This window comes from Bradyrhizobium lablabi (assembly GCF_001440475.1).
Classification (GTDB): domain Bacteria; phylum Pseudomonadota; class Alphaproteobacteria; order Rhizobiales; family Xanthobacteraceae; genus Bradyrhizobium; species Bradyrhizobium lablabi.
This window is the reverse complement of the sequence record NZ_LLYB01000055.1, coordinates 1-19,776: the sequence shown is the minus strand read 5'-3', so window position 1 is coordinate 19,776 and position 19,776 is coordinate 1. Positions and strand designations below refer to the sequence as shown.

At 62.5% G+C, this 19,776-nt stretch carries 22 protein-coding genes and 2 pseudogenes; 9 read left to right on the top strand and 15 right to left on the bottom strand.

Features of this window, described 5'->3' with window-relative positions:
* Window positions 1-344 precede the first annotated feature (344 nt).
* A complete protein-coding gene (locus CQ14_RS09815) occupies window positions 345-1,706 on the bottom strand; it encodes an NAD(P)H-dependent oxidoreductase (protein WP_057857706.1) in 1,362 nt (453 codons plus the stop codon).
* 149 nt (window positions 1,707-1,855) lie between these two features.
* On the opposite strand from CQ14_RS09815, the gene CQ14_RS09810 reads away from it, so the two are divergent.
* Window positions 1,856-2,845: a tripartite tricarboxylate transporter substrate-binding protein gene (locus CQ14_RS09810; protein ID WP_057857705.1), complete on the top strand. Its 990-nt coding sequence runs from the start codon at window positions 1,856-1,858 to the stop codon at window positions 2,843-2,845.
* A 64-nt stretch (window positions 2,846-2,909) separates the two neighbouring features.
* Here CQ14_RS09810 and CQ14_RS09805 read toward each other — a convergent pair whose 3' ends face one another.
* The 4 genes from CQ14_RS09805 to CQ14_RS09790 form a co-directional block, all read right to left on the bottom strand.
* Window positions 2,910-3,338: a GFA family protein gene (locus tag CQ14_RS09805; protein WP_057857704.1), complete on the bottom strand. Its 429-nt coding sequence runs from the start codon at window positions 3,336-3,338 to the stop codon at window positions 2,910-2,912.
* A gap of 58 nt (window positions 3,339-3,396) precedes the next feature.
* A complete protein-coding gene (locus CQ14_RS09800) occupies window positions 3,397-3,759 on the bottom strand; it encodes an ArsR/SmtB family transcription factor (protein ID WP_057857703.1) in 363 nt (120 codons plus the stop codon).
* Window positions 3,759-4,421 (bottom strand): SRPBCC family protein, encoded by a 663-nt coding sequence (locus CQ14_RS09795; protein WP_057857702.1) that lies wholly within the window; start codon window positions 4,419-4,421, stop codon window positions 3,759-3,761. Before CQ14_RS09795 ends, CQ14_RS09800 begins: the two co-directional genes overlap by 1 nt.
* Window positions 4,422-4,571: 150 nt before the next feature.
* Window positions 4,572-4,853, bottom strand: a complete 282-nt coding sequence (locus tag CQ14_RS09790) for a hypothetical protein (protein WP_057857701.1) — start codon at window positions 4,851-4,853, stop codon at window positions 4,572-4,574.
* 594 nt (window positions 4,854-5,447) lie between these two features.
* Between CQ14_RS09790 and CQ14_RS09780 the strand changes: the two genes are divergently transcribed.
* Window positions 5,448-6,131, top strand: a complete 684-nt coding sequence (locus CQ14_RS09780) for a methyltransferase family protein (RefSeq protein ID WP_057857699.1) — start codon at window positions 5,448-5,450, stop codon at window positions 6,129-6,131.
* 41 nt (window positions 6,132-6,172) lie between these two features.
* On the opposite strand, the gene CQ14_RS09775 is transcribed toward CQ14_RS09780, so the two are convergent.
* Window positions 6,173-7,432, bottom strand: a complete 1,260-nt coding sequence (locus tag CQ14_RS09775) for a serine hydrolase domain-containing protein (protein ID WP_057857698.1) — start codon at window positions 7,430-7,432, stop codon at window positions 6,173-6,175.
* Between the two features lie 216 nt (window positions 7,433-7,648).
* Here CQ14_RS09775 and CQ14_RS42100 point away from each other — a divergent pair.
* A pseudogene (locus CQ14_RS42100) lies at window positions 7,649-7,798 on the top strand (DUF3363 domain-containing protein); the annotation flags it as partial.
* Window positions 7,799-7,802: 4 nt separating this feature from the next.
* Here the strand turns inward: CQ14_RS42100 and CQ14_RS09770 are convergent.
* Window positions 7,803-8,717 carry a LysR family transcriptional regulator gene (locus CQ14_RS09770; RefSeq protein WP_057857697.1) on the bottom strand — a complete coding sequence of 305 codons (915 nt, stop codon included), beginning with the start codon at window positions 8,715-8,717 and terminating at the stop codon, window positions 7,803-7,805.
* Between the two features lie 323 nt (window positions 8,718-9,040).
* Between CQ14_RS09770 and CQ14_RS09765 the strand changes: the two genes are divergently transcribed.
* The gene (locus CQ14_RS09765; protein ID WP_199805493.1) at window positions 9,041-10,171 is read left to right on the top strand and encodes a carboxymuconolactone decarboxylase family protein; all 1,131 of its coding nucleotides are present in this window, start codon (window positions 9,041-9,043) and stop codon (window positions 10,169-10,171) included.
* Between the two features lie 42 nt (window positions 10,172-10,213).
* Here CQ14_RS09765 and CQ14_RS47585 read toward each other — a convergent pair.
* Together CQ14_RS47585 and CQ14_RS09760 are read right to left on the bottom strand one after the other, a co-directional pair.
* Window positions 10,214-10,315 (bottom strand): annotated as a pseudogene (locus tag CQ14_RS47585) (GMP synthase (glutamine-hydrolyzing)); the annotation flags it as partial.
* Between the two features lie 76 nt (window positions 10,316-10,391).
* Window positions 10,392-10,808, bottom strand: coding sequence for an ester cyclase (locus CQ14_RS09760; protein WP_199805492.1), 417 nt, complete (start codon window positions 10,806-10,808; stop codon window positions 10,392-10,394).
* Window positions 10,809-10,898: 90 nt separating this feature from the next.
* Here CQ14_RS09760 and CQ14_RS09755 point away from each other — a divergent pair, with 90 nt between their 5' ends.
* Window positions 10,899-11,594 carry a helix-turn-helix domain-containing protein gene (locus CQ14_RS09755; RefSeq protein ID WP_156434831.1) on the top strand — a complete coding sequence of 232 codons (696 nt, stop codon included), beginning with the start codon at window positions 10,899-10,901 and terminating at the stop codon, window positions 11,592-11,594.
* An 8-nt stretch (window positions 11,595-11,602) separates the two neighbouring features.
* Here the strand turns inward: CQ14_RS09755 and CQ14_RS09750 are convergent, their stop codons facing one another.
* The 3 genes from CQ14_RS09750 to guaA form a co-directional block, all read right to left on the bottom strand.
* Window positions 11,603-12,088 (bottom strand): phosphotransferase-like protein, encoded by a 486-nt coding sequence (locus CQ14_RS09750; RefSeq protein ID WP_199805491.1) that lies wholly within the window; start codon window positions 12,086-12,088, stop codon window positions 11,603-11,605.
* 210 nt (window positions 12,089-12,298) lie between these two features.
* Window positions 12,299-12,511, bottom strand: a complete 213-nt coding sequence (locus CQ14_RS45990) for a hypothetical protein (RefSeq protein ID WP_156434829.1) — start codon at window positions 12,509-12,511, stop codon at window positions 12,299-12,301.
* Window positions 12,512-12,581: 70 nt separating this feature from the next.
* Window positions 12,582-14,180: a glutamine-hydrolyzing GMP synthase gene (guaA, locus tag CQ14_RS09740; RefSeq protein ID WP_057857842.1), complete on the bottom strand. Its 1,599-nt coding sequence runs from the start codon at window positions 14,178-14,180 to the stop codon at window positions 12,582-12,584.
* Between the two features lie 171 nt (window positions 14,181-14,351).
* On the opposite strand from guaA, the gene CQ14_RS09735 reads away from it, so the two are divergent.
* Both CQ14_RS09735 and CQ14_RS09730 read left to right on the top strand, forming a co-directional pair.
* Window positions 14,352-14,726, top strand: coding sequence for a nuclear transport factor 2 family protein (locus tag CQ14_RS09735; protein ID WP_057857841.1), 375 nt, complete (start codon window positions 14,352-14,354; stop codon window positions 14,724-14,726).
* A 101-nt stretch (window positions 14,727-14,827) separates the two neighbouring features.
* Entirely contained in the window at window positions 14,828-15,160 is a 333-nt protein-coding gene (locus CQ14_RS09730) for a DHCW motif cupin fold protein (protein ID WP_057857691.1), read from the top strand.
* 18 nt (window positions 15,161-15,178) lie between these two features.
* Here the strand turns inward: CQ14_RS09730 and CQ14_RS09725 are convergent, their stop codons facing one another.
* From CQ14_RS09725 to CQ14_RS09715, 3 genes are read right to left on the bottom strand one after another with little or no spacing between them, the layout of a single operon-like run.
* Entirely contained in the window at window positions 15,179-15,880 is a 702-nt protein-coding gene (locus tag CQ14_RS09725) for an alpha/beta fold hydrolase (protein ID WP_057857690.1), read from the bottom strand.
* A 49-nt stretch (window positions 15,881-15,929) separates the two neighbouring features.
* Window positions 15,930-17,228 carry an RsmB/NOP family class I SAM-dependent RNA methyltransferase gene (locus CQ14_RS09720; RefSeq protein ID WP_057857689.1) on the bottom strand — a complete coding sequence of 433 codons (1,299 nt, stop codon included), beginning with the start codon at window positions 17,226-17,228 and terminating at the stop codon, window positions 15,930-15,932.
* 10 nt (window positions 17,229-17,238) lie between these two features.
* On the bottom strand, window positions 17,239-17,661 hold the full coding sequence (locus CQ14_RS09715; protein WP_057857688.1) for an MAPEG family protein: 423 nt from the start codon (window positions 17,659-17,661) through the stop codon (window positions 17,239-17,241).
* A gap of 174 nt (window positions 17,662-17,835) precedes the next feature.
* On the opposite strand from CQ14_RS09715, the gene CQ14_RS09710 reads away from it, so the two are divergent.
* Entirely contained in the window at window positions 17,836-18,528 is a 693-nt protein-coding gene (locus tag CQ14_RS09710) for an acriflavin resistance protein (RefSeq protein WP_245320278.1), read from the top strand.
* A gap of 180 nt (window positions 18,529-18,708) precedes the next feature.
* Complete coding sequence (locus tag CQ14_RS09705; RefSeq protein ID WP_057857687.1) at window positions 18,709-19,677, top strand: dienelactone hydrolase family protein; 969 nt, start codon at window positions 18,709-18,711, stop codon at window positions 19,675-19,677.
* Window positions 19,678-19,776: the final 99 nt, after the last annotated feature.

Below are 19,776 nucleotides of genomic sequence, written 5' to 3'. Positions count from 1 at the left end.
ACGGCTTACTTCGTGCTCTTCCCGGAGAACGGCTCTTTTGCCTCCGTCGCCTGCGCTTCTTATCGCACGCTTAACGCCAGCACCGCGGCGCCCGAACCACACGACTTCACCGTACGCTTCGTGCGCGTACGTCGAGCGCGCATTCAGCGTCCACCGCATCTCACCGCGCGTTCGTGACGATCGCGAGCGCCCCTCATCCGCCGTGAGACGGGCGGAGTTATGCGACTGATTTGGGTGAGAACGGAAGCGGAATATTTTTGATTCGTGGGATTGACACGATTTCGGAAAATCAGAAGTGATTTGGCTAATGTACCGCCTCGTCATGGGTGACACGGAGCAATAAGTCAGGCGCCCGTCTGTCCCGCCGCCGAAGAATAGAGCGCCTCCTGCTCCTTGCGGATGCGAACGGCTGACAGCGTCTCGTCGATCGCCACATCGGCCCAAGTGATGCAAGAGTCCTTGGCTACCGGTCGGGTCAATCGCACGTCATGCGCAAGACCCAACGGCAGATATCCCTCTGCCAGCGACATGCTCGCGGGCGTCAACTTTCCGAACACGGTGTACCCTCCCTCCCCGTCGAGCGTATCTCCCGGGCGCAGGTTCTTTTTGGCGGTCGCTGCAACATCTGCATTGAAGCATGTTGCGACACCCGTCGGTTCACCGCGAAGCGCAATGGCGGCGACCGAAATTCCGAGCTCCAGACCAATCAGATGCCATTTCTTGTAGGAACTCATGTAACGACCTGTCGGATCCGTAACGACATTGTACTCTTCGAAGCAATTCCGGATGTACTCACTGTCGCCTTCAAAGCAAACCCAAACGCCTTTCCGGATATCGTTTGGGATCTGAGCGCCGTCGACCGTGAGGCAGGACACGACCTCGACTTGCCCCTTGGCTTCGAGCACGCCTCCTTCTGAGCGGGGACGCATGAGAGTGGGAATGTCGTCCACTGATCCCGGAGGGAATGCCAGGCCCTGCGACGGCGCCTCCAGGCCGGTCGCATTGGCGATCGCGGCCGACTCGATCGCCGGCTTCGATCCGTCGAGGAACGCATTGAACATTTTTGGGTTCATGCCGCCGCGTGCAGCCTGCTCGGCCGTCAGCCCCCAGTGATCCCAGACCGTTTCAGGTGTCGATTCCCGATATTTCGGCAGCCATTTGTGCCCGCGACCAGCCGCGACCACCGGGAAGCCGCATGCCCGCGCCCAATCAACGAGATCACAGGCCAAGGCCGGTTGATCGCCATAGGCAAGGCTGTAAATCACACCCGCCTGCCTGGCCTTATGGGCCAGGATCGGTCCGCAGAACGCGTCAGCCTCGACCGTCACGTTGATGATCGGCTTGCCGGCCGAGAATGCCGCCAGACAGTGTTCGACTGCGGCCACCGGATTGCCGGTGCACTCGGCGATCACGTCGATGCCGTGGAATTTGACGAGCGCTTCCCAGTTGTCGGTCAGGTGCGTCGTGCCATTCTTGAGCGCATCATCGAGGGTAACAGCGCCATACCGCTCCTCGGCCCACCCGACCCGCTTCAGGTTCTCGATCGCACGCGATGGCGACAGATCGGCGATGCCGACGATATGCACGCCCGGGGTTCGCGGCGCCTGGTGAAGGTACATCGCGCCGAACTTTCCCGCGCCGATCAACCCAACCCTGATGGGGCGCCGCTCGGCTTCGCGCGCGAGGAGTTTTGCGTAGAGGTTCACGATATCTCTCCTGGTCCGCGCTGGTATGTCCGCGCAGCTATTGTGCCATCGCCGAGGACGTTCTCAACTATCTCGATACAATAGGTCTGCTGGAATGGCCACGAACAAGGTCGTTGCTATCGACCAAAAACAAAAAGGAGGAAGCTGGAATGAGAAAGGTGACGGCTCTGACGCTGATTGCTGCGGCGTTCAGTCTATTGATAGTTCCCTTGGCATCAGCACAGGCGGACTACCCGAACCGAGCCATCACCATGGTCGTACCGTTTGCCGCAGGTGGCGCGACCGACGTTATCGCCAGGATTGTTGCGGAAGGGATGTCCAGGCAGTTGGGGAAACCGATCGTCATCGAAAACGTGGCCGGCGCGGGTGGCACGATCGGTTCGATCCGCGTCATGCGCGCTGCACCCGATGGCTACACGCTACTGACCGGACATATGGGAACCCACGCGTCGTCCTACGCCCTGTATGAGAAGAGGAAATACGATCCCCGAACCGATTTCGAGCCGATCGGCCTGATGGCCTCGGCGCCTATCGTGGTCTTCGGCCGGAAGGATCTGCCCGCGACGACATTCAAGGAATTCATCGGGCTGATGAAGGAGAAGGGCCCCGATTTCAAGGTCGGTCATTCCGGCGTCGGGTCCAACGCTCACCTCACATGCACCCTGCTGAATGCTTTGGTTGGAACCAAGCCCACCGAAATTCCATACCGTGGCAACGGCCCGCTCATGAACGACCTGCTCGCCGGAGCCATCGACTATTCGTGCGACCAGGTGATCACGGTCGCCCCGCAGGTTTCGTCCGGCACGATCAAGGCGTTCGTGGTCGCCTCTTCCCAGCGCGCGAAGGTCCTTCCAGACACGGCGACGTCAGAGGAAAGCGGCCTGAAGGCCTACCAGGCTGACGCATGGACCGCATTGTTCTCCCCGAAGGGATTGCCCGGCGATATCTCGACGAAGATCCACGCGGCCTACGCCAAGGCGATGGCCGACCCTGATACGATCGGCCGGCTCGAGAAGCTTGGGGCCGTGGCGCCCGCGCCCGCGCAGCAGTCGCAAGCCTACCTGAGAGACCTCGTTGCCAGCGATGTCGATCGATGGACCAAGGTCATCACGGATGCCCATATCAGCATCGCGGACTGATGCGAATGAGCGGGACTGACGCACTGAACTGCGCGAGGTCCCCGGCAGCAGATGGCTGATAGCGTTAGTCCGCAGCCGGGATAAAGCGGAGCGTGCCTGCCCGGCGTGTTGGCTTGCCGGTGTCGCTCGTGTGATTGACACCGTCCGTGACCGGCACCTCAGGGAAATCGAACGGGCTTACCCCGCCCAGGCAGGCCACGTTGACGGCATATGAGTTCTGGTTGGATCGCCGCTGATGATGGGTGTAGATTCCGCAGCGCGAGCAGAAGAAGTGCTGCGCGGCTCCGGTATGAAAGCGGTAGGTTGTCAATGCATCCTCGCCCTGCAGGATCTTGATCCCGCCCATCTCCGCCATGACGACAACGGCGCCGCGCATTCGGCAGTAAGAGCAGGTGCAGCGGAGAATCGAATTGAAGCCGTCGCTGAGCGTCGCCTCGAAACGCACCGCGCCGCAATGGCACTGGCCAGCCCGAACGTTGGTATCGTCCACCATGTTGCCTCTGTCTCCTGTTCGGGTCAGTTCTACGCCGGGTCCCGATTAAGTTCACACCCTACGCCCTTTTCCCAGTGCGTTTGGTGAGTGGCGCGTTACGCCGCTCGCGTTTGCCGCGGGCGATCTCCGTCGCCAGTGCGTCGAGCTTCGGCTCCCAGAAGCTCCTGAACTGACCGATCCAAGCATCCACTGCCTGAAGCCCGGCAGCATCCACCGAATAGAGTCGTCTTTGCGCCTCGGCGCGGACCATTGCAAAGCCGCTCTCGCGCAGCACCTTGAGATGCTGCGACACGGCGGCCTGCGTGATCCCGAACTCGGCCCCGATCGCCTCCACCACTTCGCCGGAGGCCATTTCCCCATGGCCCAGAAGTTCGAGGATGCGGCGGCGCACCGGATCGGCGAGGACTTCGAAGACGTGCATCAGCTTCCGGTGCCTGGGTGCGCGATATCAGGCGGCATCTCGCCGCGATAGAAAGCGATGGTCCGGTCTGACCGCTCCTTCGCCGAGGCGGGATCGACGCCGCTCGCGACATGTGCCGCACGCCAAAACTCGCCGCTCTCAGTCATGAACCCCTTGCCTTCAGGTGAGCCCATCCATGCCTCGGCTGTCTCATGATCGACGGACGCCCCGGTCGCAAGATAGCCCTCGAGTCCTGCAAGGGCGAGGTCCCAACCGATCCCCACCGCGCCTGGACCGAACTGATTCCAATGATCCTCGATAACGGCGGTGTGCTCAAGCGTCAGCCGCGCCTTGTCGCGCTCTGCCGCCAGCCTGACGTCGATCCAGCTCGTCGCGCCTCCGAATTCCCATGTCGCCGCAAAATGCCTGGGCGGCGTACACGCCGTGATGGTTCCGCCTGCATTGCCCTTGAGCTGGTACTTTCCGCCCAACTGGAGGTCTCCCTCGATCGGCAAGAACCAGCGCGGGATGCGTTCCTTGCTGGTCAGCGCGTCCCAGAGGTCATCGACATCAGTTTCGTAAAGCCGTGTCAGCGTCACCGCGCTCGCTGCTTTGCCGTCCATCTCGAAATTGCGCACCGAGCGCGTGACAAGCCCCAACACCCTCGCGACGTCGATCTGCATCCCGTCCTCCTTGTCATTTCCGAGGAAATTAATATCGGTACGTACTTATATAAGTCAATACTTATATTATCGAAGAAAACGACGTCGCAATGATGTTGGTTCAAAGAGCATGAGGGTATGGGTTCCAGAGTCCGGCAGCCCAGAGCCGTCCTAATCCACACTGCGATTGGCGCGGAAAAACCACCCGAAATACAGACAGAAAAGAAAGAGCACAAAGTGGATCGCGCCACGCATGGCGCTGAGCTCTGGCGATTGGACCGCACTGGTCCACATTAGCGGGATCGGAATGTTCGCCAGGTAGAAGTAGAATTGCATCCCGCTGCTGACGAAGAACCCGCCAGCGAGGAATTTGCGATACTCGCGGTAGCGCACTGCGACGTAGAGCGTGGGCAGCCCGATGAGAATGATCGCAGCAACGAGATAGGGAAGCATGAGACCCTCCCAGGCTTGGCACTTGCCGTCAACCCAGTTATCCTATATATTCGGTATATGCCGAATATGTCAAATAAGTCGCACAAGAACGAGCGCCGGTTCGTGGAGGATGTGGCTAGGCTACTCACGCCTTGGGGCGTACCGCCGGTGGCCGCCCGCCTCTACGGGTATCTGCTTCTCTGCCCTCGCCCCGTCAGCCTCGACCAGATCACCGAGGACATCGAGATCAGCAAGAGCAGCGCAAGCGTGGCTGCTCGGCTGTTGGAGAGCTACACACTCGCACGTCGCCACAGCGAGCCTGGAACCAAACGCGCGCTTTACGCTGCGGCCGACGACTACGAAGCCATGATCCAACAACAGAACCGGCTGCTAGACGCATTGGCNCGAGCAGTTGAATGCCGGGGCCGGAATCGTCCCGTCCAGGGAAGTAAACGCANCGTCTCGAGGAGATGGCGGAATTCTATCGGGTGATGCGCGGCGCCATGGAAGACGCCATGAGCCGCTGGAAGCGCGGCCGGCGACCACGATGAGAAATGAACTCCGCAGCGGCCCATGCCGCGCGGAAATCAATAGCTTCGACCCGAGAGGCAAGAAATGGGACTCGTTCTAAATCTTATCCTCCAGACGATCGTCTGGTTCGGCTTCATGGCCGCGATCATCTTCGTTGCTGCAGGCACAATAAACTACACCGGCGGGTGGCTCTATCTCGGCGAAATGGTCGCGCTCTCTGTCGTTTTTGGAACAATCATGATGCGCGTCGATCCCGGGCTGCTTAGAGAGCGCCTGAAGCCGCCTGTGCAAAAGGAACAGCCGCTCGCGGACAAGCTGATTCTCATCCCAATCCTGCTCCTCATGTTTGGAGGAATGGGTTTCATGGCGGCAGACGCTGCGCGCTGGCATTGGTCGATAATGCCGCCTTTCGTGCAGTGGGCGGGATGCGGCCTTCTCCTGGCGGCCTTCCTGTTCATTTACTGGACCATGCGCACGAACAGCTTCGCGGCGCCGGTCGTAAAAATACAAGAAGATCGCGGCCAGACGGTCATCACGACGGGCCCTTATGCCATCGTCCGCCATCCGATGTATTTCGGCGCGCTCTTCTACATCGCCGGTACCTCGCTCGTGCTCGGATCATGGTGGGGTCTTGCGACCGTCTTCATCCTCGCCCTCCTACTCGGCATCCGGATCGGCATCGAAGAAAAAACGCTCCGCACGGGCCTCGAGGGGTATGACGATTATGCGCGCCAGGTGCGCTGGCGTTTGATTCCGTTCATCTGGTGACACAGCTGACCCGCATAGGAATCGCGCCAACGCCAACGGCGTCAGCCTCCCGCCATCAGGTCCTTTGCCAGCGCCATGTAGGCCGGCAGCGTCACGGGGTCGTTGGCGGCGTTGCCGGCGGCCGGGTGCGAGGCATAGCGGGCGATCACCATCTCCGCCTTCGGATCGATATAGATGCCCTGCCCGTGAACGCCGCGCGCCATGAAGGCGCCGTGCGCATTGTGCGTGATCCACCATTGATTGCGGTACGAGGCGCCGGGCAATGTGGTGTAGCCGGCCGGCTTGAATTTTGCGGGATCACCGCCGCACGCGATTTCCTCGACCACTTGAGACGGCACGATCTGGCGGCCGTTGAACCGGCCGTGATTGCGGATCGTCTCGCCGAAGCGCGCCAGATCGCGCAGCGTCGTCGAAAGGCCGCCGCCGCCGCTCTCGGTGCCGATGCGGTCGACGTGATAATGCGCGTCCTCTTCCGCACCCATCGGAATCCAGATCCGCTCCGATAGCAGATCGGACAACGTCATGCCGCTCGCCCGCCGACAGATAAAGGCCAGCACGTCGGAATTGACGGTCTTGTAGGAAAACGCCTTGCCGTGCTCGCCCTGCTTCTTCTGCTCGCACAGGAAATCGAAAATGTTGGTCGCGCCTTCATAGCCCGGCTCGATCGGCGCCATGCCGTTCGCGCGCCTGAGCCCGAACACGCCGGAATTCTTGTCGGTATAGACCTCGGTGTATTCGAGCCCCGTGGTCATATCCATGGTTTCGTGTACGCGCGCATCGCCGAACGCACTTGCCTTCAGTTCCGGCACATAGTCCGTGACCGGCGCCTGCGGATCGATCTTGCCCTCCGCGACCAAAATGCCGGCGAGCGAGCCGGTGAACGATTTCGTCACCGACATCGCGATATGCGGCTTGTGCGGCTTCAGCGCACCGAAATAGCGCTCGTAGATCAACTTGCCTCGATGCAGCACGGCGATGCCGTCGGCATAAGTCTCCTCGAGCATGTGCGCGAATGTCATGGGACGACCGTCCATCGTGACCGACGCGGACGCGCCGATGTCATGCTCTTCCCGCGGCAACACCGACGCGGGCCCTGCCCCGCGCCAGACATTCACCGTCGGCACGAGTTGGCGGATATTGCTCCACGCCCAGCGTAGTTCGGGGAAGCTGCGGAACGAACCGTTCTGAAAGGTAATGGTCTTGTCCCGCGGCGGCGGAAAGCCCTGCATCCAGCTCAGTGTTTCTGGATCGGTCTCGGCGGCGGTTGCAGGCTGTTGGCTAGCGGCGGTCGCGACAGACATCAAGGCTCACTCCACAGAGGCGATCTCGATGTCGTACCATTTAGCCACGCACCGTACACCCCGCGTTTGCGCTGGGGTGATCATCACTGCAAGCAGTTGCGGAGCACAGCACACAGGCGCTGGATTACGCGTGCACGAAGCGACGCCAAGGCTAGGCCAAGTCTGAAACGTGGTCTCAAGTCACCGTTGCAATTTAGTGCACTGTCACCGTAATCAAAGTTCGCCATCGTGGAAAAGTCCCACGAGTTCACGCTTGTCCCGTGGCGGCCAGTCATCGACAAGCAGCTCGGTCGAGAGGTGTCGGGCATGGTGCGGGGCGGATCGGTGTCCTGGCAGTTGGGGCGGCAGCGAGGATTGGGACTTTAGCCCCTCAAACCCATTGACCGACTTCACTGAGCACCCGTCGTAGCCATTGATGCCCTGGGTCGGCATCGTGTCGCGCATGCCACGTCTGCACCACTCGGAATGAAGGAATATCCAGTGGCGGCGCAAAAAGTCGGAGCGGCAGGCGGCCGGCCAAAGGTGCGAAGAGACGACGGGGTTCCGTTGCCACGAGGTCGGAGGCATCGACCAGCATCGGCGCCATCAAGAAGTGGCCGACCGTCACGACGACGTTCCTTTTCAATCCTTTCTCGGTGAGTACGGCATCGACATAGCCGCTCGGATTGCCCTTCATCGAAACCTGAAGATGGCGCAGCGAGAGATAGCGGTCGAGGTCGAGACTCTCGCCCAAATCGGGATGATCGCCGCGACCGGCGCAGATGAAGTCCTCTTCGTAGAGCAGCTCTTCTCGCATATGGGTCGGCGGCTGCGGGAAGTTGCCGGCGATGAGTTCGACTGCGCCATCGTCGAGCATCGGCAGACCGACACTGCGGCTCGTGTTGCGGACTACGAGGGACACGCCCGGCGCTTCGCGATCGAGCCGAGCGGTCAGGCGGGGTAGGAGCACGAAAGCGGCATAGTCGGAGAGACCGACCACGAATTGCCGCGTGCTTTCGCTCGGATCGAACGCCCGCCCGCCGAGCAGGACACCCTGAACCTGTTCGAGGATCGATCGCACGCTCGGCGCGATGTCCTGCGCCAGTGGCGTCGCCGTCATGCCGCGCGGGGATCGGACGAACAGCGGATCCCCGAACAGAGCCCGGAGGCGATTGAGCGAATGGCTGACCGCCGGCTGGGTCAGCCCAATCCGTTCGGCTGCGCGCGTGGCGTGCCCTTCTGCAACGAGGGCGTCGAAGACGACCAGCAGATTGAGATCGACGTTAGCGATATGAACCCTCTTCATCACGGTGATATTGATAATGAATTGGACTTATCGCAACCGCCGATGCAAGGTCCGCCCCAAAATAAGGCGGGGGCGGATGGCAGAGTTGGAGAACATGAATGTCAGGTCCCACCACCGCAGCAACGGGAAGAGCAAGTTCTCGCCGACGCTTTATTGAGGCTGCCTTCGTCGCAGCAAGTTCTTTCGCCATCAGTCGGAGTGGGCAAGCCATGGCCTCGGAAACTCATGAGGATCGATTTTCACGCGGCCTGGAGATGCTCCGCCGGATCGGCGGCGAGAATTTCGATGGACCGATCAATGCTCTGGCGGAGACCTCCGCCGATTTGTCGCGCTTCACCGTCGAATATCCCTATGGCGATGTGTTGTCCCGCCCGGGGCTGGATCTCCCGCTAAGGCAGCTCTGCACCGTCTCGATGCTGCTGGCCGATGGAAGCGCCCAGCCGCAATTGAAGTTTCATATCGCCGGCTTTCTCAATGCCGGCGGCGCTCCCGAAGCGATCGTCGAACTGCTCTTCGTCTCGGTCGCGGTCCTGGGCTTCCCTGCAACCGTCAATGCCGTCGGCATCGTCCGGTCGGTATTCGCCGAACGCGAGCTGGCATTTCAGCCCATCAAGCCCGCGACGGGTGACGGAGCGGGACGCGGATGGGCCGGACGGGAGATGCTGGAACGGCTCGTGGCGGGCGACGCCCAGGGCTATTTTGACCGCTTCGCCGGCACCGCGCCCGACCTCGCGCAGCTTTCGATCGATTTCGGGTTCGGGGACGCGCTGGCTCGGGATGGCCTCGATCACAAGGCCAAGCTGCTCGCGATCATCGCAATGCTCGCCGCGACCGGCAACCGCGCCGATGCGCTGCGTCTTCATCTGGCCGGCGCTATCGCCAATGGCGTGACGCGCGAAGAGATCATCGAGCTGCTGATACAGCTCAGCGTCTACCGGGGATTCCCTTCGGCCCTGAACGCATTCTCGGTCGCCCGGAGCGTCTTCGCACTCGGCGTCCAGACGCTTCAGGTCAACATCCCCGCGCCCGTCGATACGGAAAGCCGTTCGGCCCGACTGGAGCGGGGGAAGGCTCTACTCGCGAAAAGCTCGGCCGCATCGGGCGACGCCGTGGTCCGCAGCTTTGACGACATCGCACCGGACCTCGGGCGCATGATCGTCGAGCATTCCTATGGCGAGGTGTTCTCGCGCGATGGCATCGATCTGAAGACCCGTGAACTCAGCGCCTGCGCGGCTTTGGCCGCCATCGGTTCCGCGACGACGGAAACCCCTTTGCGGGTCCACATCAACGCCGCCTTGAACGTTGGTGCGAGCCAGGAAGAGATCATCGAAACACTGGTCAATCTCGCGCCCTATAGCGGCTACCCAGCGACACAGCAGGCGATCCGCATCGCTGCGGAAGAGTTCGCCAAGAGCAACCCGTCCTCGCGACAGCGCAAGGAAGAAAGTGAATGATCGATCGACGTTCGATGCTTTCCGCGTTTGGGTAGACCAAAATCATTCCCACTCAATCGTCCCCGGCGGCTTGCTGGTCACGTCGTACACCACCCTACTCACGCCCTTCACCTCGTTTATGATCCGCGTCGCGGTTTCGCCGACATCCTTCGAGACGCTGCTGACGCGGCTCCTCAGGGTGAGGGTTTAAACGGCTGTGACGCACTAGAACTATTCCCGCCTACTCGTCTTTGAGCTGCTGCATGATCGCCAGACCATCGACGATATTCCAGGTTTCAACGATCAGGCCATCGTGATTGAAGCGATGCAGGTCCCAGAAGGTCGTCTCGATGCGACGGTTGGTCGGTGCGACGCCCATGACAGAGGTCGAATGGATCGCGCTCGACGTGCACCGTCCCATCACCCACTCCCCCTCAGCTACGACATGTTCAGCGACGATCTCCAAATTACTCCACGTCGCATGCATCGAAGCGAGAAATGCCCTGATATGTTCGCGCCCCGGACCAACCTCCCGCGATCGCATCTGATGGTCGGCTGAGTAAAAAGCCATACACACGTCGAGATCCCGGCGGTTGAACGCGCTCTTGGCCTTCAGATAGTTCTTTTTGTTGCGCGCCGCCGTTTCAACTGCTGACATGAGGATCATCGCTCCCGGCTCACCACCTGCTACCCTATCCGTCGCCTGCCACTTCGGCGTAGAATAAACGTGCGATCATTGGAGGAAGCGTTGCCCGTCGGCAATACCGCCTTTTCGACCTCGGTGTTCTCGGTCGATGTCGCAGGCGTCGGGTGCCACCCGAACCCCGTCACGTGCGTGGTAAGGGGCCGGCGTGGACCGCTCTCGGTGGTGGGCCAAGGGCAGTCAATCACCGGAGATATCGTGATCATCCGGCCGGGGGTCGAGCATCACATCATCTGCGGAGAGGGTGGCTTGAGCGCCATGTATCTCGATGGCGCCCGTTGGATAAGTCCAGGCACGCTGGCGGAGAGGCTTGAGGGGCGCCTCGGTGAACTGGCTCTGGCCGGGATGAAGCTCGATTCCGATGCGCAGCGAGAGCTGCGCGAGCGTCTCAACCACGGTCAGGATCGTCTTCCCCGAAAGATGAGTGCCGTACTCGCGGACCTGGCGGCAGAACCGATGGCGAGGATGAACCAGAACGAATTGGCCAAGCGGCTGGGACTGGAGCGCACCCAGGCTCTTCGCCTGTTCAAAGATTCCACCGGGATGACCTTCCGCCAATTCAAGCGGTGGACCGGACTGCAGCATGCTGCGCGCCTGATCGTAGCCGGCGCACTCGTGAGAACGGCCGCCATGGACGCAGGGTTCGCCGACACTGCGCACCTGACCCGGACCTTCAAACACAGCTTCGGACTGACGCCATCCCAGGCAATCGCCGGTTTGCCCACGATTGGCGGCGGGTGATTACCCGGCTAGATGCTTCCGATGAGGCGTCGCACCGCAACCGCGCCTTCTTCCGGGTTACACAGCGAGGTGTCTACCTCCAGGTCGTAAGCGCGACGGTACGCCGGATGACCGACCTGTTCACGGGCCATCCCAGGCGCGCGGTCGTCGCGCGACCGTTCTCGTTCCTCAAGAACATCAAGCGGAGCCCAGACGCGGACGACGTAAGTGGGCCGTCCGCGAAGCACGTTCAAACATGCATCCATTTGGACCTCATCCCGCAAGACGAGGTCCAGGACAATGTCGAAGTGCGTTTGCACGACACGTGCAAGTGTCGTGCGCAGGTTTTCGCAGTGGATGCTGTAGGCCTGAGCGCGTTCCGCGTCGCTCCGCATATCGCGGCGATTCGACATTGTGACGAATGCGTCAAGGGAGATGTGGAATGCTGGCACTGGCGCGGTCGCCTGCAGCGCCTTGGCGATGCTCGACTTGCCCGCGCTTGTGGTACCGTGCAAGACAATCGCCGTCGGGGCCATAGCGCCTAATACACATGTCATCATCGATCATCCGCGAGCAGATCATGGTGGCGCTGGAGACGGCGCTGCAGGTGGCATTGCCCGGTATTTAAGTCGAACACAACCGCGATCGGGGCCGGCAGGGGCCGATCGCAAGCGCTGATCCTGTTGGACAGCAGCCAGACGCCGGACAACTCGATGCCGCCGGCGTCATCCAGCGGAGGCATCACGGCAGGAGTCGCCAACCAGAACGTAGGCACTACGGACGTTGCGCAGAAGTGAGGTTGGACACAGTCTGCGCGCCGCTTTATCGGTGTGACCACGCTTCGGCGGCACGTCGAACATGAAGAAGGTCGTGATGCTGGTCATGCGCCGCGCACCTTCGTGGAGCTGAGCAATCAGCGGTCGTTCGGTAACGCTCAAGGTCTATCGAAGACCATCATTCGGTTGGATGCGCGATACTGTCCTAACACATCCTCTACTATCCTGCACCCTACTCCCACTCAATCGTCCCCGGCGGCTTGGACGTCACGTCGTACACCACCCGGTTCACCCCCTTCACCTCGTTGATGATGCGCGTCGCGGTCTCGCCGAGGAATTTCATGTCGAAGGAATAGAAGTCCGCCGTCATGCCGTCGGTGGAAGTCACCGCGCGCAGGCCGACAACGTATTCGTACGTCCGACCGTCGCCCATCACGCCGACGGTCTTCACCGGCAGCAGCACGGCAAAGGCCTGCCAGATCTGGTCGTAGAGGCCGTGCTTCCTGATCTGGTCGATGTAGACCGCATCCGCGTTGCGGAGGATGTCGAGCTTTTCGCGGGTGATGTCGCCGGGGCAGCGGATGGCGAGGCCGGGGCCCGGGAACGGGTGGCGGCCGACGAAGATTTCGGGGAGGCCTAGCTCGCGGCCGAGCACGCGGACCTCGTCCTTGAACAGCTCGCGCAAGGGTTCGACCAGCTTCATGTTCATGCGATCAGGAAGGCCGCCGACATTGTGGTGCGACTTGATGGTCACCGAGGGGCCGCCGGTGAAGGAGACGCTCTCGATCACATCAGGATAGAGCGTGCCCTGCGCCAGGAACTCAGCGCCGCCGATCTTTTTCGCCTCCGCCTCGAACACGTCGATGAAGAGGCGGCCGATGGTCTTGCGCTTGATTTCGGGATCGGTGACGCCTTCGAGCTCGCCGAGGAATTGCTTCGACGCATCAACATGCACGAGCGGGATATTATAGTGGTGGCGGAACAGGTCGACGACGGTCTCGGCTTCCTTGAGGCGCAGAAGGCCGTGGTCGACGAAGACGCAGGTGAGCTGGTCGCCGATCGCTTCATGGATCAGCACGGCGGCGACAGCGGAATCGACGCCGCCGGAGAGGCCGCAGATCACCCTGCCCTTGCCGACCTGGGCGCGGATCTTTTCGATCGCCTCCTCGCGGAAGGCGCGCATGGTCCAGTCGCCGGTGAAGCCTGCGACCTTGCGGACGAAATTGCGCAGCAATTTTGCGCCGTCGGGCGTGTGCGCCACTTCGGGGTGGAACTGCATGGCGTAGAATTTGCGCTTGTCGTCCGCGATCACCGAGATCGGCGAGCCCGCGGCCCGCGCCACGGCGCGAAAACCATCAGGCAGCGTGGTGACACGGTCGCCGTGGCTCATCCAGACGTCGTAACGCCCACCCTTCTGCCAGACGCCGTCGAACAGCGCGCAGTCGTCGGTGACCTCGATGGTGGCGCGGCCGAATTCGCGGTGGTGTCCGCCCTCGACGGTGCCGCCGAGCTGCTGGGCCATGGTCTGCTCGCCGTAGCATATGCCGAGCACCGGCACGCCGGCCGTCAGGATCGGCATCGGCGCCGCCGGCGCGTTGTCGTCAAGCACGGAGGCAGGCCCGCCGGAGAGGATCACCGCTTTCGGCTTCATCTCGTAGAAGGCGGCCTCCGCCTTCTGGAACGGCACGATTTCGGAATAGACGCCCTCTTCCCGCACCCGGCGGGCGATCAGTTGCGTCACCTGACTGCCGAAGTCGACAATCAGAATCTTGTCATGCGCCGAGGCCACTGAAGGCGTCGACGACTCGCGGGCTTTTTGTGCGGCTGTCATGGCAAGCAGATACGCGACAGGGGGCGGCCTCGCAACTGCGGGAAGGCCTTGGCCCACATGCTTCTTGAGGGATGGACAAATTGCTATAGGTCAGTATTATTGACCTAATTTGCTCCGCTGCAAGGACCGGTCGGACGATTTGCACATGCAAATCGCGGAATGGAGGAAACCATGCAAAGCCAGCACTACGCGGCGCCAGATATGGCCGCGCTCGGCCGGGAGTGGATCGCGGCCTGGAACTCGCACGATCTCGAACGCATCCTCGCGCTCTATGCCGAGGACGCGGAAATGACCTCGGACAAGATCAGGGCGTTCGGGCTCGAGGCCAGCGGCACGCTGCGCGGCAAGGAGAGCTTGCGGACGTACTGGAGCAAGGCGTTTGCCTTGCTGCCCAACCTGCGTTTCGATCTGATCGACACGTATGTGAGCCCGGACAGCGTGGTGGTGTTTTACCAGAACGAGCGCGGCGCGCAGATCTGCGAATATTTGCGGCTCGATGCGAGGGGAAAGATCAGGCAGGGTTCGGCCAATCATCTGGCGCATTGAGCAACTCTTTCGTTACGCCGCGCGATGGATTGCTTCGCTTCGCTCGCAATGACGGGGAAAGACCGTCACGTTGCTCCCTCCCTCCTACAGGATCATCCCGCATGAAAATTCCCACCCTGCCCTTCACCGTCACTGACTGGAGCCAGGTCGCGGCGACGACGCATCCCGGCGAAACGGGCGAAGCGCGCTGGCGCACGCTCAACATCGGTGATCTCCGCGTGCGGATGGTCGAGTATTCGCCGGGCTATCTCGCCGATCACTGGTGCGATCGCGGCCACGTGCTCTACGTGCTGGAGGGCGAACTCGATAGCGAATTGCGCGACGGGCGGACGTTCAAGCTCAAGCCGGGCATGAGCTATCAGGTCTCGGATTTCGGCGATGCCGCGCACCGCTCGTCGACCAAGACCGGCGCGAAGCTGTTCATCGTGGATTGAGCGGCACGACGCACCGCGTCAGCGGAAACCCGCGGCGATCCCGACGACCCGGCCATCCAGGCCGTTGAAGCCGTGATGGCCGCGCGCCTGACAGGGATCGCCTTCATTGGCGCCGCCGCTGACCCAGACCACCCTGGCGCGCCCGGCGGACCATTTGATGAAGGGGTCGACGCCGGCCGGCAACGTCACCCGGCAACCATCCTGGGTGTGGTGGATCACCAGCGTGCGCGGCAACGACCCCGGCGATCCCAGGATCGACATGACATTCTGCCCGCTGCCGGACTCGGCGCTGAGAAATCCTGATGTCAGCACCAGCGCGTCCGGCCGCGCGCCCTGCGCAATTCCCTGCGCTGCGCGGATCGTCCCGCGGCTGGTGCCGATGACCGTGACCGGCCGCTTGATCGCGGCCATGTACTGGACCGCCGCGTTCAGCGACGTGCCCGCATCGACCACCAGCACCGCAAGGCCACGTGCCGCATAGGCGTGGCGGGTCCGAACCAGCTGGTTGAACTTGAGCGCGTTGATCTCGCCGTTCTCGCCGGGTGAAATCGCGCCATCGCCGCCGGGTATCAGGATCACGCTCGCCCGTGGCGCGCTCGGCTTGATCAGCACGGCGCGCGATCCGCCGATAGTGACGGTCTCATCGGCGCGGGCCGCACCGGCCGTCAGGATGAGGATTGCCGCGGTCCAGGCAAGACCAATCCCTCGGTATCGGTTCATCACGCCCCCCTCCCAATCAGCCGCGTCCGGATTGAGATCCCGGATGCTTCTAATTCCGTTTCAGTATGGACACGAAAAATCCATCCGTGCCAGTCCGCCGTGGCGTCATCAGCCAGCCTTCGGGCGATTGCAACGCAGCCTTCTCAAAATCTTCCGCCTTGTCCCAGAGCACGCTCGCGGTCTCGTTCAATGGCTGAATCGAAAACTCTGGATGTCGCGACACGAAGCCGCGCACCTGCTCGCCGTTTTCCGGCGGCAGTACCGAGCAGGTGACATAGGCGATGCGGCCGCCGGGCTTCACCATCGCGGCTGCGCGATCAAGCACTTCGGCCTGGTCCTTCAGGCGGACTTCGAGCGCGCCGGGGCGCATGCGCCATTTGGCGTCGGGGTTGCGGCGCCAGGTGCCGGTGCCGGTGCAGGGCGCGTCGATCAGCACCAGATCGGCCGACGCCTTGATGTCGGCCAATGGATCAGCGTCGCCCTTCGGCGCGCGGATTTCGGCGTTGTGGACGCCGGCGCGCGACAGACGCTCGTAGATCGGGGCGAGCTGGCGCTTGTCGCGGTCGGTCGCGATCAGGCGGCCCTTGCCTTGCATCATCGCCGCCAGCGCCAGCGTCTTGCCGCCGGCTCCGGCGCAGAGGTCGATCACCTGCTCGCCGGGTTTTGCGGCCGAGAACGTCGCTGCGAGCTGCGAGCCCTCGTCCTGCACTTCGATGCCGCCCTTGATGAAATCCTCCTCGGCGTGAATGCCGGGATTGCGCGCGTCGGCGCCGAGTTCGATACGCAGGCCGAGCCGCGACCATGGCGTCGGCGTTGCTCCGAGATGACTGAGCGACGCGAGCACCTTTTCGCGCTTGGCCTTCAGCGTGTTGACGCGCAGATCGAGCGGCGCGCGGCTCGCCATCGCGGTCGCTTCCGCCACGCGGTCGTCGCCGAACACCGCGGCGAGATGCGGGTCCAGCCATTCCGGATAATCGCCGGCGACGTGCGGCGGCGCGCCGTCGAGGCGGCGCGAGGTGAGCGCCGTGCGTTCGGCCTCGCTCAGCGGTTCCGGCGCAAAGCGTCCGCCGTCGCACAGCGCCGAGATCGCCTCGGTGGTCATGCCGCGCTCGAGCCTGAGCATGCCGAGCATGCGCGCCCGCGGCGTATCGGCATCCATCAGAAAGGCGCTGGAAGCCCGCCGGCGCAGGACGTCCCAGATCAGGCCCGAGATCGCCGCGCGGTCGCCGGAGCCGGCATAGCGATGTGCAGTGCCCCACTCCTTCAGCGCCTTGGCGGCCGGAACGCGCTCGGCGTCGATGGTGTCGATCAGTTCGATGGCGGCGGACAGGCGGGCAGCGGGAGTCATCAAAAACTTTCTAAATCAGAAGCAGGAGCTTCAGCGCGAAGTAGATCCACATCGCCAGCAGCACCAGCGCGCCGGCGAACCACGCCAGGCTGCGCTGCTGGATGTTGTTGGAGGTGACGAAAATGCCGGCATGGGCAAACCGTGTCACCACGAACACCCAGGACATCAGCACGATGAAGAGATCGGCACGGCGCAGCGGTAGCGCCAGCGCGATCAGGATGTAGAACAGGAGCGGTACTTCGAACTGGTTTGAGAAGCAATTGCCGATCTGGGCGACGCGGGCGGGATATTTCGGCTGCCCTGCCGCGATGTCCTTGATGGTGGTCTCCCGCGCCTTCACCGCCTTTGTCCGGGCGGTCACCATCCAGAACATCAGGAAGAAAGTGAGGCCGATCAGGACGAAGACCGGCAGCAAAACCATTTGAACGGACATGAGAATCTCCCCCAGCCTGCATGAGGCCTTACAAGCAATAACGAGACGTCCCTCGCCTGACAAATCCACTTATCGGGCCCGCTTGAACCGCGAGGAGAGCCTCTGCGACCAACTATCGAGAATTGCAAAAGTTCTGGTCGCACACCGGCCTTTCAAGCCCCCCGCGAGCTGGCGATGAACATCACCTCCCCGATCCTGACCGGCGCCGGCCGCGCCGCCGAGCTGCCTGGCTACTCCGTGAGCTCCCTGCTCCGCGCGGTCGGGTTCAGCGACGGGCCCGATGGAGGCCTTGGCATCGTGATGTCGGCGCTATCAGGCATTGCCGCGGCGCTGGCGGTCGCGATCGTGCTGTCCGTCTATTTCCGCAGCGGCCACCGCAGCCGCCCCGACCTCGTCAAGCACGGGCTGGCCGCTTCCACCGTGCTGATCCTGCTTGCCTTCGTGGTCTCGGACTTAAGGCACGCGGCGCAGGCCTATCTCGGCCTCAATCCGGCAAAGCCCGCGGTGGAATTTGAAATCCGCCTGCCGAAGGCGGCGCTGACCACGGCCGCCGACATCCAGATCGAACTCTTGACCGACCGCAACCAGAAACTGGCCAAGGTTCAGGAGGCGCTGGCCGCCACCGCCGACGGCCGCAGCATCTTGCGCGGCACGGTGACGCTCGATTACCGCACCACCGAGCGCACGATGGTGCTGAACCTGCCCGGCCAGGTCCACAGCACATTCCGGCTGCGGCTGCCAGCAAGCCCCTCGTATCAGCCGCAGTTCGGACCGTGGCATCTGGCCGACGGCATCGTGCCCGTCAATGGCGGCACGGTGACGACCGAAATCCACGACGCCTTCGCGATCCGCTACCGGGTGCTCTGACCGCATTCGCGCCAGGTGTGCCCGCTGACATGCAGATGGAGCGGCTGCGCTGCCCTTTCACATTGAGAAAATAAACGGCTGCGAAACCGCCGGGCACATTTGCTTTGACGGGAACAACCAGGGCTTTACTCTATCCCCGACGGCTACCACACCAAGAGCAGCCGCAGGAGGACTGCAACTTTGCGATTTCGCGATCAGGATATTGTCTTCACCAACGGCGCCAAAGGGCAGAATTTCGAAATTCCCACCGCCAATCCGCTCAATTACTACCACGTCATCAGCAACGCCTCCGACCTGCCGAAGCTGTCGATTGACGGCAAACTGTTCCTGCCGGCCTCGGATCGCCGGAAAGCGGACGGAAAATGGCCACTGGTGATCGTGGTGCCGGGCAGCCTCGGTGTGGCGCCTTCGCATCTGGCGCACGCCGAAACTGTGTCCAATGACGGCTTTGCGGCGTTTGTGCTCGACGGTTTTGGCGCGCGCGACGTGACGTCCACCGTCGCCAACCAGACCCAGTTCTCATTCGCCGCCAGCGCCTATGACGTGCTGGCGGCCTGGAAAGTGCTCGCCACCCATCCCGAAATCGATACATCGCGTATCGGAGCGCAGGGCCACAGCCGCGGCGGCTCGGCCGTGCTGACGGCGGCGACGCGCCGTTTTGCCGATGCGGTGGTCGGCGCCGGCGCCGGCTTTCGCAGCGTGCTCGCGGCCTATCCCTGGAGCGGCCACCAATTTCTCGATCCATCCGTCGATGAGACCGAAATCCGCGTCATCATGGGCGATGCCGATGAATGGTGCTCGCCGATGCAGGTGCAGGGCCACTGCCAGGCCATCCGCCTGTCCGGCGGCAAGGCGACTATGCGGCTGATCGGCGGCGCGCAGCACAGCTTTGACCGCGGTACGCCCATCGAGAACGCTCCCGACGCATCCGTCTCCCCCGCCGCGCCGACGATCTACATCGCCAATGACGGCGCCTTCATCCATCCGCTTCATGGCGTAGCCGACAGCAAGCTGACCGACCGCGACCTGATGGTCTATGCGCTGAAGGCCGGCTACGGCCGCAAGGGCGCCCGCATCGGCAGCCGCGACGGCGACGCCGAGCTGTTCAAGGCGGATATGCTGGCGTTCTGGCGAAGGACGCTGGGGTGAGCGGGTTACGCCATACAAGCAGCCGTCATCACCCGCGAAAGCGAGGGATTTGCATAAGTCGCGCGCGAATGATTCTCTTTAGAGGAGGAGATTCGCTGG

Excerpts from the sequence above, each read along its gene's own strand:
- CQ14_RS09810 (WP_057857705.1), top strand. The coding sequence starts at position 1,856 with ATGAGAAAGGTGACGGCTCTGACGCTGATTGCTGCGGCGTTCAGTCTA.
- CQ14_RS09805 (WP_057857704.1), bottom strand. The coding sequence starts at position 3,338 with ATGGTGGACGATACCAACGTTCGGGCTGGCCAGTGCCATTGCGGCGCG.
- CQ14_RS09800 (WP_057857703.1), bottom strand. The coding sequence starts at position 3,759 with ATGCACGTCTTCGAAGTCCTCGCCGATCCGGTGCGCCGCCGCATCCTC.
- CQ14_RS09795 (WP_057857702.1), bottom strand. The coding sequence starts at position 4,421 with ATGCAGATCGACGTCGCGAGGGTGTTGGGGCTTGTCACGCGCTCGGTG.
- CQ14_RS09790 (WP_057857701.1), bottom strand. The coding sequence starts at position 4,853 with ATGCTTCCCTATCTCGTTGCTGCGATCATTCTCATCGGGCTGCCCACG.
- CQ14_RS09780 (WP_057857699.1), top strand. The coding sequence starts at position 5,448 with ATGGGACTCGTTCTAAATCTTATCCTCCAGACGATCGTCTGGTTCGGC.
- CQ14_RS09775 (WP_057857698.1), bottom strand. The coding sequence starts at position 7,432 with ATGTCTGTCGCGACCGCCGCTAGCCAACAGCCTGCAACCGCCGCCGAG.
- CQ14_RS09770 (WP_057857697.1), bottom strand. The coding sequence starts at position 8,717 with ATGAAGAGGGTTCATATCGCTAACGTCGATCTCAATCTGCTGGTCGTC.
- CQ14_RS09760 (WP_199805492.1), bottom strand. The coding sequence starts at position 10,808 with ATGTCAGCAGTTGAAACGGCGGCGCGCAACAAAAAGAACTATCTGAAG.
- guaA (WP_057857842.1), bottom strand. The coding sequence starts at position 14,180 with ATGACAGCCGCACAAAAAGCCCGCGAGTCGTCGACGCCTTCAGTGGCC.
- CQ14_RS09735 (WP_057857841.1), top strand. The coding sequence starts at position 14,352 with ATGCAAAGCCAGCACTACGCGGCGCCAGATATGGCCGCGCTCGGCCGG.
- CQ14_RS09730 (WP_057857691.1), top strand. The coding sequence starts at position 14,828 with ATGAAAATTCCCACCCTGCCCTTCACCGTCACTGACTGGAGCCAGGTC.
- CQ14_RS09725 (WP_057857690.1), bottom strand. The coding sequence starts at position 15,880 with ATGAACCGATACCGAGGGATTGGTCTTGCCTGGACCGCGGCAATCCTC.
- CQ14_RS09720 (WP_057857689.1), bottom strand. The coding sequence starts at position 17,228 with ATGACTCCCGCTGCCCGCCTGTCCGCCGCCATCGAACTGATCGACACC.
- CQ14_RS09715 (WP_057857688.1), bottom strand. The coding sequence starts at position 17,661 with ATGTCCGTTCAAATGGTTTTGCTGCCGGTCTTCGTCCTGATCGGCCTC.
- CQ14_RS09710 (WP_245320278.1), top strand. The coding sequence starts at position 17,836 with ATGAACATCACCTCCCCGATCCTGACCGGCGCCGGCCGCGCCGCCGAG.